This is a genomic window from Coxiella endosymbiont of Ornithodoros maritimus (genome assembly GCF_907164965.1).
GTDB lineage: Bacteria > Pseudomonadota > Gammaproteobacteria > Coxiellales > Coxiellaceae > Coxiella.
The window spans coordinates 20,373-33,759 of record NZ_CAJRAM010000027.1 but is presented as its reverse complement, the minus strand read 5'-3'; the positions used below and the strand labels follow the sequence as shown (position 1 = coordinate 33,759).

Sequence of the window (13,387 nt, the reverse complement as noted above, 5' to 3'; positions counted from 1 at the left end):
TTCAACGTCAACAATTCGGCCTAACACTGGCAGTATATTTCTTTACAGCTCTCTCTCACTGGCAACAATAACCAAGCTTGCTCCATCGGTGACTTGAGAACTGTTCCCCACGGTTACCTCTTCAAATTTGCGATCAAAAATAGGTTTCAACTGCGCTAATTTTTTGAGAGAGGTGTCCGAGCGAATACCATCGTCCCGATCATAAAATTTTCCCTCGTCAGTAAAAAGAGGAACAATTTCTTTCAGATATTTATTTTCTTGCGCGGCGGCCAAACGTTGGTGGCTGCGTAAGGCATAAACGTCCATGGCTTCACACGTAATATTGAATTGATGTGCAAGCACCTCAGCCGTTTGCGGCATAATTAATTCACACACAGGGTCAGTAACCTCTCAACAAGGCGATAATCGATTTAAAATAATGGGGGCGTAAACGACTGATGACGGTGAGCTTGTCGCGAAAGCTTTTGGCTTGTTGCCAGTCCACTAGCCAATTCACCATTTTTCATTTAAAATTAAGGGTGCGCGGCTCGTTGCTTCTGTTCCAGCGGCTAAAATAAGATCCGCACGACCTAAACCGATGTCTTTCATCGCTGAATCAATGGACTGCATTCCTGAACCGCAATTGCGTTGCACGGTCCAGCGGGGCATATCTTTTCCGCAGCCCAAACGCAATGCAATTAACCGCCCGATATTGAGCTCGTTTTCGCTGAACATAATGTAGCCCATAATGACTTCGTCAAAATCAGTCCGATCAAACGGCTGGTGATTAATAACGCACGGCGCGCAGCAACTGCTAAATCATAGGCTGAAAAAGGACCGGGGGTTCCAACGTGCTTTGAACGTGCTTTGATAAAAGGCGTACGCGCTCCATCGACGATGTAGATTGGTTTGCCTATGTATGATTTCCCTCTCAGTTCTGAGAATGACAATTAACTTACCTAGCATCGGGGAATCCAGACGCACCTTCAGTGCGCTGCGCACTTGTACACTGGATCCCCGCCTGCGCGGGAATGACGAGGACGGCTATTACTGCTTTTAAAATTTATCTACTTACAATACATCCCAATAAAGTACAGCAAAAGCTTGCAATTTACCCCGTTCCTCAGATGGCAATTGATCCGCTTGATAAGCCGTTTCGATGCGAGTTAATAAATTTCCTTTCATCCCATGAATTTTTTTCCATAATGGCTTCACGTTTTGCCATTCTTAAAACGCCTTTTCAAGGCGCCCGGCGGCGAATATGCGCGCCCGAGGGAAAAGCCAAACAACACATTAAAAAGCTGCCCATCGTCAACAGGCCCTCCGTTGTCGTGATCATATTTGATAACCGCAGATGCCAAATAAAGATGAGCCACTATATCGCTAAACCGCGCTGTCAACGATTCTTTTAGCTTTAATTCGGCACCAAGAGCTAACAGTGTTACATTTCGAACCACAGTTAACGTGCAACTCATTCGTATCAATTGTCGTAAATAATTTTTCAGCCGCGTTTTTTGCGAATAATAATTCCACGTCATCGCTAATTCCATAAAAAATAAGCCGGGATAAATTAGCTGCAAACAATCCCATGTGCTTTAGTAACAATCCAGTAAATTCCGAGCGGTCGGCTTTTTGCGCCGCAATTAATTCTTTTCCTAAGTAAGGATGACAACGCAATACCCCTTGACCAAAAATAATTAAATTACGAGTTAAATTAAAGTATTGGCACCCTCCACAGTTATGCTAATGGGCACCAGCTTGATAGGCCAAGCCTAAATAATTACGCGGTCCTAACTGAATACCACACCCGGCGTGAATATCCATGGCATGGTTAAGGGCTTTTCGCCATAATTCAGTTAAAAATATTTGGTGATAACCGAGGCAATCGAAGGGTGTAAACCCTCGTCCAGCGCCGATGCTGAAAATATTCATGTTGCTTCACATAAAAACGTAATTCCGCCGATTTGCGCAAGCAAAAACGCAATCCCTTCAAAATCACCGATAGGGCGTTTAAATTGATGACGGATTTGTGCATAAGCACCGCTGGTTAAAAAACTTAATTGAGCTTCTACCGTTGCAACACGAGTCAAAGAAATCCCTAGCCCTAAAGATAAACACTCCGTCATCATTCTCCACCCTGTTCCTAAGGCGGATTTCCCACCAGGAATAAAATTAAATGGGATAAACACATCCTCACCACAAATAGGGACGTTTAAAAAAGCTAAATTAGGAAATTTATAACAAACGCCCCTTTTAATCCTGGGCCTATCGGCGGGAATTAATTCAACGCTGATGCCAATATTTTCTTCGCCATCCAATAAATGATCAGGGTCAAATAATTGAAAAGGGACGGCAATAAGAGTGGCAATCGGTGCGAGGGTGATGCAGCGTTTATCCCAATTTAATCTGAATGCCTATAACGTCTTGGTCGTTATAATTCCCATAACAAACGGCCCCTGTGTCATGAATATTAGTGGCATCGCTGCCAGCCGCCACTGCTGTCAGCTCAAAGCAACCAATTTCTTCGCCTTTTGCTAATCGCGGTAAATAACAGCGTGTTCTTCAGTTCCATAATGGGAAAAAATTCTGCCAGACCAAGCGAGTTCGGCACCATGACTGTGATCGCTGCGACAATGCATTGGTTTTTTTAAAGCAAATAATTGCTCCCAATCGGGATTGCCACTAAAAAATTGCTTCTCCCACCAGGTGGCGCCGGCTTGTAAAACTTCACGCTCAACTTGAGAAGTCGGCGGTAACTGCTGGCGAAACCGTGTTAGCAATCCCATAAAATGGCTTCACCGATATTGCTCTGTTCAAGGTAATGGAAGACAGCGCGCAAAGCCACCGCTTCTCCCCCGATCGGTCGGCCAGGCAAGTCCTCCATATTCCATACGAAGATATCAAAATGCACCCACGGAATTTGATCGGAGACAAAATGCTGTAAAAATAAAGCGGCGATAATGGCGCCAGCCCAGCCATTCGGGTTTGTGAACTATTGATGAGGTCGGCAACCTCACTTTTTAAATAATTCCGATAAGGCTGAAACAAAGGCAATCACCACAATGGATCATCGGTTTTAAGTGAGGCGTCAATCAATGCTTGCGCCAGTGAATCTTGGTTAGCAAATAACGCAGGTAAATTCGGCCCAAGCGCTACCCGCGCAGCGCCGGTGAGTGTGGAAAAGTCGATGAGCAAATCAGGGTTTTCTTTCACCGCTTCCGCTAAGGCATCCGCCAGGATGACTCGACCTTCCGCATCTGTATTAGTAATTTCGATTGTTTTCCGAGCTCGAGTCTGCACTACATCGCCAGGGTGATAGCTTCGACTTCCAATGGCATTTTCCACGGTGGGAATGAGTAAGCATAAACGCGCAGGCAATTGTTGCAGCATGATCATCCGAGCCAGCCCTAGGACATGTGCCGCACCCCCCCCATGTTCCTTTTTCATTAAGAGAATACCCCCAGAGGTTTTTATATCTAAACCACCGCTGTCAAAACACACTCCTTTGCCGACTAACCTCACTTTCGGGGCTTTTATATCACCCCATTTTAGATCGATTAACAGTGGCGACCGGGCCAGCACGGCCAACGGCGTAAATTGCCGGAAATTCGGTTTCAAAGTCTTTGCTTTCGATTATTTTGACTTTTACTTCAAATTCCTTCGCAATATGCTTAACCGCTTGTGCTAATTCGGATGGCCCCATGTCTTCGGCGGGCGTGTTAATTAAATCGCGAATTAAATAAATTGTCGTAAGCCAATCAGCCACACGTTTTTGGTGTGCTTGCGGCAAAAACAATTTTGCTAAAATAAGGGGGTCTTTCCCGATAGGCATCATTATCTTGGTTCACCTCGAAGACTCCTCCTAGGGGCAAAACTTTCGGCAATCCTCCGAAATGCCAACTGTATTCACAACCACTCACACCGAGCAAAACCCGCTGCAAGGCGCCAGTGGATTCCGGAATACAGCAAACAAGTGCCCGCCAAGCCTACAAATCCACTCGCTTTCACCCATCGTTGGGTACGGGCATCTTGCGTATCTAACCAATCCGGCAACTCATCCGGCATCATGGGTTGAATCGGTATGAAATTCTTTTTATTTTCAGTGAGATAGCAATCGACCACCGATGACTCCTGGATATGAAGTAATTGTATAATGGTATATTACTTCACGTGAAAATACAAAGCTCGTTGGGATTAGCCTTAAGTTTTTCTTCAAAAAGGATAAATATTTTCAAAATTTAAGAGAAATCAGGATTGATGTGTGCCAACCCAAAATCCATTATCTCCCCCCGTTCCTAATCCTTCATAGTGTAACCAGGATTGGTTTGAAGGATTTAATTATTATCGTAGTACTAAAAGCTTTTCTTATGGTAATGCTAGACATAGTAATTATGTTTGGTTACGTGATCTCTGTGATGAATAAAGAAAATCCCGTCTGAACCTCCATCATAGATAGATACAGAATAGTCACAGCTCAATTGGAGACATTTACAGGTTGAGTTGATGTTAATTGCCCTGCGGGCTAGTACCGCTACCACAAAAAGCATCACCCGCAGGACCCCGGTGGGGCTAGGCAGTTCAAGCTGTGCAGTTACTTCTACGGGATCTTCTTGCACCCCTTGTGGCTGGGTATAATTTAGAATTCTGAAATTGGTGCTAACAAGGCCGGCCGTTGAAAACAAGAATGCTACCCCTACCTATAAATTTCCCCTTACTAACAATACGTCGGAGACGTTTTTCATACAAAAAACATGGTAACTCTGTGTTCATGACAGGAAATATGGAGCAAATCCAGGAAGAGAACTTATCACCGCATACATCGTACACGATGTGGTATGATCAAAACTCAACCGGAGGCGGTTGTTATGGAAATTCTAGTTTAAGTTTTAAACTATCAGCTCCATAACTTACCACTCTCTTCAAACTAGGATAGTTTTGTGGCACATTAATAGTAATTTGGTTATGTGCAGCATAGAGGCTGATGGAGGAGAGTTTGCTGCTCGTTATTTCTTACTGCCCGCGACTGTATGAAGTGAAAGCAACAGTAAGGAGGTAAGTGTGTCGCCCGGCGCGTAATCCCCTACCTCTTTCCTTTGCCATCAGATTAAGATTTGAACCCGTCTCGGTAAGCAGTTACAATCTCCTCCACTATTTAATGACCATGAAATCGAAATAGTGATGTAGCTGATAGGAGAAGATTTTATGAATGACGTGCATGCCTACAAACGACGCATTGGCCCGATTGGTTTAATGATGTCAGCGGTCAGCGCCATGATCGGGTCGGGGTGGTTATTTAGTTCGCTGTACGTCGGTCGTTTAGCAGGTCCCGCAGCCCTACTTGCCTGGGTATTAGGGGGCATTTTAGTTGTGATAGTGGCTCTTACTTACGCAGAAATAGTAACTATGTTGCCTATCACCGGAGGCAGCACGCGCTTCCCTCAATTAACGCACGGTACCTTTGTAAGTCTTTTTTTTGGGTGGATTACCTGGTTCAATCTAATGACCGCCCCAGCTATCGAAGTGCAAGCCATGATTCAATATGCGGCGAATTACTGGCCCGCTTTAATTCGCCATCATGGGGCGGGTATGCATGGATTAAGCCCGCTTGGGTATGTGATTGCCACGCTCATGATGGTCGGTTTTAGCTTAATTAATATTTATTCCATTCGTTTAATTACGCAGCTCAATAATATTTTCTCTTTTTGGAAATTAATTATTCCTGTTTTGACGGCAATTGTGTTGATGGCTGTGGCCTTTCATCCTCATAACTTTAATAATCCTCACTATGGCGGATTTATGCCTAATGGATGGAAAGGGGTTTTTGCCGCATTGGCAACGGGCGGTATTTTGTTTGCTTTTAATGGCTTTAAACAAGCCGTAGAACTAGCCGGTGAGGCGGAAAATCCCCATCGAACCGTGCTTATCGGCATTCTCGGTAGTTTAATCATTGTATTACTTATTTATTTATTACTCCAAATCGGCTTTATCAGTGCGCTAACCCCAGAGAGTTTATCCAAAGGCTGGCTTTTCGTGCATTTTATTGGTGATGCAGGTCCTTTAGCGGGTTTATTAATGACTTTCGGCGTTACTTGGATGGCTATTCTTTTGTATACCGACGCCATCATTGCCACCAGCGCCGCTGGGCTTGTTTATAGTACGAGCTCCTCGCGAATTCTCTACGGTTTAAGCGCCAACCGCCAATTACCTAAGTTCTTACAAGAAGTGAACAAACGCGGTATTCCCGCTAAAGCGGTGTTCGTGAATTTTATTGTTGGGATGACATTTTTTCTGCCTTTCCATGGGTGGTACGCCATGGCTGAATTTATGTCCTCTATTATCGCCTTATCTTATATCAGCGGCCCGATTTGTTGTTTGTCTCTACGTTATCAACTGCCGAAACATAAGCGCGTTTTTCGTTTACCGTTAATCGCCGTCTGGAGTTTTTTTGGTTTTTATATTTGCACACTCATTGTTTATTGGGCTGGATGGAGTGTCGTTTCTAAATTGGGATTGAGTCTTTTTATTTCTTTTATGCTTTTTGTGGTTTATCGTTTGTTTTCTAAACGTCCGCGCGATATTCACATGCATTGGCGCGCAGCAACATGGATGTGGCCCTATTTAGTGGGCTTAAATATTATTTCTTATTTAGGCTCTTACGGCGCCGGTATTAATAAAATTCACTTCGGTTGGGATTTTCTATATCTGGCTATTTTATGTTTAAGTTGCCTTTATTTAGCGGTCACCTTTCGAGCCAGTAACAAACACGTTGCAGACACACTCGCCCGCCTGGAAGAGGAAGTCAATACAGGCATTCCCTCAACAGTGCCCGATGAAAAATTTGAAACGCACTCGCTGGCCGCAAAGAAATCTCCTACATTGACTAATTAATTTGAACTTTGGATAAATGAAAAAACTGTATTTAAAAACACACGGTTGTCAAATGAACGCGTATGACTCTGCAAAGATGGTAGAGGTGCTTAAGTACTCCCATGGCTTAGAATTAACGGACGATCCCGACCTTGCTGATGTTTTTTTATTAAATACTTGCTCAGTCCGCGAGAAAGCGGAGGAAAAAGTTTTCTCGGACTTGGGTCGCTGGCGTCTGTTTAAAGAAAAACGTCCTCACGTCGTCATCGGGGTGGGCGGCTGTGTCGCTACTCAAGAAGGTGAAGCCATTTTAAAACGAGCGCCCTTTGTTGACATCGTTTTTGGTCCTCAAACCTTGCATCGCCTGCCCGATCTTTTGGATTCCGTTATTCAAAAAAGAAAATCAGTAGTGGACATTACCTTCCCCGAAATTGAAAAATTCGACCGCTTGCCAGAGCCTCGCGCAGAGGGGGTAAGCGCTTTTGTTTCGATTATGGAAGGGTGCAGCAAGTACTGTACTTTTTGCGTGGTTCCTTATACCCGCGGTGAAGAAATCAGTCGGCCATTTGATGATGTGATTGCTGAAGTCGCCAGTTTATGCGAACAAGGAGTGCGAGAAATCACTTTACTCGGGCAAAATGTAAATGATTATCGTGGGCTAATGCACCATGGACAGGTAGCGGATTTAGCATTATTGATCCATTACTTAGCCGCTATGGATAACATTGAGCGAATTCGTTTTACCACCTCTCATCCTTCAGCCTTTTCTGAAAATCTAATTGACGCTTATGCAGAAGAGCCCAAGCTCGCCAATCATTTGCATCTCCCCGTTCAAAACGGCTCGGACCGCATTCTCGCCGCGATGAAGCGCAACTATACCGTCCGCGAATACAAATCGAAAATTCACAAGCTTCGAGCGGTGCGTCCGGATATTAGTCTTTCCTCTGATTTCATCATCGGTTTTCCTGGGGAAACCGACGCGGATTTTGAGGCAACTATGAATTTAATCCATGACATTGGTTTTGATCATTCGTTTAGTTTCATCTACAGCCCTCGCCCCGGCACACCGGCAGCTCAATTACTAGATGATGTGCCCATGGCTGTTAAAAAAGAACGTTTGGCCATTCTTCAAAATTGCATCAATGCGAAAGCGACTGAAATAAGCCAATCGATGCTCGGTACCCAGCAACGCATCTTAGTCACCGGACCATCCAAAAAATACCCCGGTCAATTAAGTGGCCGCACAGAAAATAATCGAGTCGTTAATTTTAATGGTGATACCCTATTGATTGGACAGATGGTCACGATTAAAATTAAAGAAGCTCGCCCTTATTCACTCTGGGGCGAAGTTTGTTAAGGATAATAAGGATAACCTTTTGGATATTTCTGAATCAACGCGACGATTGGAATTAACGCCTCACGATAATAAACGCCTAGCGAAGCTTTAGGGGCAATTCGATGAGAATTTACATCTTATCGAACGCCACCTCGGCGTGGAAATTAATAATCGGGGCAGTGATTTTGAAGTTATTGGTATCCCCAAATCCGTAGATAAAGCTGCCGAAGTGCTAAAAGCTTTACTTTATATAAAGAGGCTGCTTATCGCCGAAGCATTAATTACCCCGAATGAAGTGTTATTACGTATCCGCGAAATGGATTACCCTGAATCCGAAACAAAACATAAAGAAAAAGTGGCTGACTATGCACTTAAAACACATCAGCTCCGCGTTAAAGCGCGCACCCCTAATCAACAACATTACCTAAACGCGATACAAAAATACGATATTAATTTTGGCATTGGCCCTTCCGGCAGCGGTAAAACTTTTTTAGCCGTCGCCTATGGGGTGGCTGCTTTAGAAAAAGAAGAAGTCTCGCGTATTGTGCTCACGCGACCGGCGGTGGAAGCCGGTAAAAAACTGGGTTATTTACCCGGTGATCTCGCGCAAAAAATTGATCCCTATCTGTGTCCTTTATACGACGCATTGTTTGAAATGATCGGGATTGCAAAAGTTAGTCAACTTTCTGAAAAAGGATTATTAAAATCGCCCCTCTCGCTTATATGCGCGGTAGAACGCTCAATGATTCTTTTGTTATTTTAGATGAAGCGCAAAATGCGACACGAGAACAAATGAAAATGTTTTTGACCCGCATCGGGTTTGGTTCAAAAACCGTTATCACAGGAGACATTATGCAAACGGATTTACCAAAAACGACAGAATCGGGATTGCGACATGCTATTACTTTATTGCGTGACATTGACGAAATTCAATTTACCTTTTTTAAATCGAATGATATCGTTCGGCATCCGGTGGTTCAGCCGATTATTGAAGCTTATGAGGAAGAAAGCGCCGAATGATCTCTATTGATGTGCAGCACGCAACGCAATTCGAAGATCTTCCGAGTCTTTCAAACATAGAGCAATGGGTCAAAACAGCATTACAATTTATCCTCACAGATAAAAATAAATCGGCGTTAACCATCCGTTTTATTGATAAAGAAGAAAGCACTGAATTAAATGAGCACTATCGACATAAAAAGGGCCCCACGAACGTTTTATCCTTCCCGGACGAGGCGATCCCGGGCTTCCCCTCGGAATCGTTCGGGGATTTAGCGATCTGCGCACCGCTAGTGGCCGAAGAAGCTCACGCGCAACACAAAACTACAGAAGCTCATTTTGCTCATTTAGTTACTCATGGCTTTTTACATTTGTTAGGGTATGATCATGTTGAAAACGGAGACACTGAGGAAATGGAAAATTTGGAAATAAAAATTTTATCGCAGCTTGGATTTAAAAATCCGTATGAAGAATAATCGAGGAACACCAATCGCAAGAACGCGACCCCTCTTTTCTAAGAGGCTCTTTAATTCCGTGGCTGATTTGTCTACTCGCCGCTCTATTTTATTTCTATGATTTTTCCTTCGCGTAACGCCCAGCGTAATGACCCATCCTTTAATGGATCAATTCAACGCGGTAGCGCCCACGATTGGGTTTATTTCGGCTTTTTATTATTTATGTGTCTATACCCTTTACAAATTCCTTCCGGCATTATCATGGACTGCTAGAACCCTCGTTGAATACTCACCTTGTCCGCGCTTTTATGCAGCGTTGGCGCTTTCATTTTTGCTACTTTTCTGAATTTACCGGCTGCTTTTTTCGGCCGTATTCTGATGGGGGTGGGATCTGCCTTTGGTTTTATTGGCGCCTTAAAATTAACAACTTTATGGCTCTCCCTAAAAAACATTTAGCTTTATTTGCGGGCATCGCTACCGCATTTAGGTACCATCGGCGCTGTGGTTGCGGATATTCTCTTATCCCAGGTCGTGGTCGTTTTGGGTTGGCGTCAAGCCGTTTATTTAACTGTCCATATCGGTCTAGGTTTAACTGTTTTGTTATTTTTATTAATTCGCGACAAACCCTCTTGGATAGCTCAAGTCCCCCGCAGTTATTTTTCATGGAAGCATAATACTTGGGGACGTCTACTTGAATTATTAAAAAATTGGCGTTTCTGGATGGCCGGTTTTGTAGGATGTTTTCTCTTTTTATCCATTTCAGTATTGGCCTCGTTATGGGATGTTAATTTTATGATTCAAGCCTACTATCTGCCTCCGGCTGAGGGCGTCACCGCGGTTACTTTACTGTTTATCGGCAGCGCTCTAGGTTCTCCCTTTTCCGGCGGGCTTTCAGGCCGCATCCAAAATCGTCGCGTACCTCTTTTCATAGGAATCAGCAGCACTTTCGTCTTAGCCCTCATTCTCATTTACGTTCCAGGCTTGCCTCTTTCAGAGGCTTTAAGCTTGCTGTTTTTAATTGAATTCTGCGTGGGACCAGAAGCGTTGATATTCGCGATCGCCAGAGAAATCCGTCCACCACGGTCCACCGGTATTTCCACGGCCGCCACGAATTTCATACTGACCATTGGAGCAGCGATCTTTCAGCCTATTATTCGCGTTATTTACTCGTCCTTTATTGGCCAGGCACTCAAACGCTGGCAGCAGGAACGCCATTTTATCCAATTCAAAACTATCAGTTCGTGCTTTTTGTTTTACCGGCGTTGTTATTCATCGCCTTTTTTATGATGTTCGCCGTGCCAAAAATCGCTTGTCAGAAATTGTACAATCAACGCCACCTGACGGATTAATTATGACGCATAGCTGCTATAATAACCTTCTAAATTAATTAATTGCGAGAAACAATGAACGAAGGTCTCCACCCTCACCGACCCTGTCTGGAACGTTTAAGCCATGCTTTACTTTGGGAACCCAAAGACCGCGAACAACTCATTGAACTCTTACATGATGCAAAAGAACGTAATCTTTTGGACCAAGGTGCGCTGGCGATGATAGAAGGTGTATTGAGGGTTTCTAAAAAGAAAGTGCGCGCTGTAATGATTCCTCGCGCCCAAATGGTTGTCGTGGACCACGATGCTACACCGCAATCAACATTTATTATCATCAAATCCGCACATTCCCGCTTTTCCATTATTAGCGAAAACCGCGACGAAGTCATCGGTATTTTATTAGCTAAAGATTTATTGCAATACATGGTAGAAGAAAAGCAAGCCAAAACCCAAATTAAAGATCTTGCACGTCCCGCTATTTTTATCCCGGAAAGTAAACGTTTGGATGTCTTGCTAAATGAATTCCGGTTAAAGCGCTATCATATGGCCATCGTTGTAGACGAGTATGGGAGCGTCTCTGGTTTAATCACTATCGAAGATATTTTCGAGCAAATTGTAGGCAGCATTCAGGATGAAACGGACATTGTTGAAGAAGAACCTATTACCAAACTTAATTCTAAGGAATTTACGGTTAAAGCCTTAACGCCTATCGATGTTTTCAACAATTATTTTGGGACCAAGATTAATGATGAAGATTTTGATACAATTGGCGGTTACGTAATGCAACAAATCGGACACTTACCGAAAAGAAGCGAATCCATTGTAATTAATTCTATAAAAATAACCGTCATGCTAGCTACTAAACGAAGTATTCAATTGTTGCGTTTAACGAAGAAACCCGAAAATGAATAGTGTTCTTGCACTAATAACTGGGGTAATTTTGCCGCTCGCCTTCGCGCCATTTAACTGGTTTCCTATCGCTTTTATTTCTCCAACAATTTTACTCGCTGTTTGGTTACGTTCGCGACCACTTGTCGCATGGTGGCGGGGTTGCCTTTTCGGGTTTGGCTTTTTTGGAGTGGGCGCTTCGTGGATATACGTCAGCATTCATCATTTTGGTAATGCCAACGTCCCTTTAGCTGTTTTGATTACCGTTCTGTTTGTTTTTATACTGGCTTTATTTGTTGCTTTCCAAGGCCTTTCCTTTTCGTTACTTTTTAGAAAAAGAAAAGCGGTGTTAACGGCTTTATTTGCTTTTCCAGCGTGGTGGGTTGTTTGGGAATGGCTACGCAGTATATTATTTACTGGATTCCCTTGGCTTTTTTTGGGCTACAGTCAAATTAATTCTCCTCTAAAAGGTTTTGGGCCTCTCTTTGGCATTTATGATATTTCACTCATTGTGGCTTTTATCAGCGGATGTATTTACCTTCTTGTAACCTCTAAAAAGCTTAGTAGAAAGATAATGTGCCTTATTCTCATAATTCTACCTTTTATCGTGGGTTGGGTTTTGACTTTTATCCCTTGGGCCCACCCGGGTTCAGAATCCGTTCAAGTAGGATTAGTTCAAGGAAACATAGGCCAACGATTGAAATGGGACTCCGACACCCTTTATTCCACTTTGCATACGTATTATTCTGAAACACAGAAAAATTGGAATAACAGCATCATTGTTTGGCCAGAAGCTGCTATCCCTATTTACCCCCAACAAGCTTCCTTTTTTCTTCAATCTATGGATAAAGAAGCCAAACAGCATAATACGGCTTTAATAACAGGCATTCCCATTTACCATGAAAAAACAAACAAAGTGTTTAATGGACTAATGATTCTCGGCGATGGCCACGGCCTTTATTTAAAGCGACATTTAGTTCCTTTTGGAGAGTCATTCACTTCGTCAAAAATATGTAACCTCCTTATGAAATATTTTGATATTCCCATGTCCAACTTAAGCCCCGGCCCTGAGGATCAAGAACCCACTGTTGTTAAAGCTATTCCATTTGCGCCATTTATTTGCTATGAAATCGCTTACCCTAATGAAGTGCTAAACCATGTGTCTAACAAGCAATTTATCGTTGTGGTCAGTGATGATAGCTGGTTCGCTGGAACCATCGCCCCTGTACAACAATTGCAAATTGCGCAAATGCGAGCGCTCGAAACGGAGCGTTATTTACTCTATAGCACCAACACCGGCATTACCGCCATTATCAGTCCCGAAGGAAAAATCGTAAAATCCGCTCCGCAAAATCAACGACTCGTATTAAACGGCCAAATTAAACCAGTCACTGGGAAAACGCCTCTAATGAGCTGGAATTATTATCCTGTAGTAGGAATAATTATCGTTTTCCTGTTATTAACTTTTCTTTAAGCCTGTAGGAAACTGAGCTTGCGAAGCCCAATAAGCTCATCACTAATATTCAAATAGAAGC

At 43.4% G+C, this 13,387-nt stretch carries 5 protein-coding genes and 5 pseudogenes; 7 read left to right on the top strand and 3 right to left on the bottom strand.

What is annotated here, in order from left to right; translation table 11 throughout:
- Positions 1-42: 42 nt before the first annotated feature.
- From OWO34_RS02815 to OWO34_RS02805, 3 pseudogenes are all read right to left on the bottom strand, one after another.
- Positions 43-714: pseudogene (locus OWO34_RS02815) on the bottom strand (thiolase family protein).
- A gap of 336 nt (positions 715-1,050) precedes the next feature.
- Positions 1,051-2,765: pseudogene (locus OWO34_RS02810) on the bottom strand (acyl-CoA dehydrogenase domain-containing protein).
- Positions 2,753-4,101, bottom strand: a pseudogene (locus OWO34_RS02805) (leucyl aminopeptidase family protein). The pseudogenes OWO34_RS02810 and OWO34_RS02805 overlap by 13 nt, the downstream one beginning before the upstream one ends.
- Positions 4,102-5,181: 1,080 nt before the next feature.
- Here OWO34_RS02805 and OWO34_RS02800 point away from each other — a divergent pair.
- The 7 genes and pseudogenes from OWO34_RS02800 (at position 5,182) to lnt (ending at position 13,326) form a co-directional block, all read left to right on the top strand.
- Positions 5,182-6,863 (top strand): annotated as a pseudogene (locus OWO34_RS02800) (APC family permease).
- A 20-nt stretch (positions 6,864-6,883) separates the two neighbouring features.
- Positions 6,884-8,203, top strand: coding sequence for a tRNA (N6-isopentenyl adenosine(37)-C2)-methylthiotransferase MiaB (miaB, locus tag OWO34_RS02795; RefSeq protein WP_267256489.1), 1,320 nt, complete (start codon positions 6,884-6,886; stop codon positions 8,201-8,203).
- Positions 8,204-8,222: 19 nt separating this feature from the next.
- Positions 8,223-9,202 (top strand): annotated as a pseudogene (locus tag OWO34_RS02790) (PhoH family protein).
- The gene (gene ybeY / locus OWO34_RS02785; RefSeq protein ID WP_267256488.1) at positions 9,199-9,657 is read left to right on the top strand and encodes an rRNA maturation RNase YbeY; all 459 of its coding nucleotides are present in this window, start codon (positions 9,199-9,201) and stop codon (positions 9,655-9,657) included. The pseudogene OWO34_RS02790 and the gene ybeY overlap by 4 nt, the downstream one beginning before the upstream one ends.
- A 441-nt stretch (positions 9,658-10,098) precedes the next feature.
- Positions 10,099-10,923 carry an MFS transporter gene (locus tag OWO34_RS09990; RefSeq protein ID WP_456064369.1) on the top strand — a complete coding sequence of 275 codons (825 nt, stop codon included), beginning with the start codon at positions 10,099-10,101 and terminating at the stop codon, positions 10,921-10,923.
- 104 nt (positions 10,924-11,027) lie between these two features.
- Positions 11,028-11,876 (top strand): HlyC/CorC family transporter, encoded by an 849-nt coding sequence (locus tag OWO34_RS02775; RefSeq protein WP_267256487.1) that lies wholly within the window; start codon positions 11,028-11,030, stop codon positions 11,874-11,876.
- Complete coding sequence (gene lnt / locus OWO34_RS02770) at positions 11,869-13,326, top strand: apolipoprotein N-acyltransferase (protein WP_267256486.1); 1,458 nt, start codon at positions 11,869-11,871, stop codon at positions 13,324-13,326. Before OWO34_RS02775 ends, lnt begins: the two co-directional genes overlap by 8 nt.
- The last annotated feature ends 61 nt before the right edge of the window (positions 13,327-13,387 follow it).

Bases quoted from the DNA above. Each gene is read 5' to 3' on its own strand.
- miaB (WP_267256489.1), top strand. From the start codon at position 6,884: ATGAAAAAACTGTATTTAAAAACACACGGTTGTCAAATGAACGCGTAT.
- ybeY (WP_267256488.1), top strand. From the start codon at position 9,199: ATGATCTCTATTGATGTGCAGCACGCAACGCAATTCGAAGATCTTCCG.
- lnt (WP_267256486.1), top strand. From the start codon at position 11,869: ATGAATAGTGTTCTTGCACTAATAACTGGGGTAATTTTGCCGCTCGCC.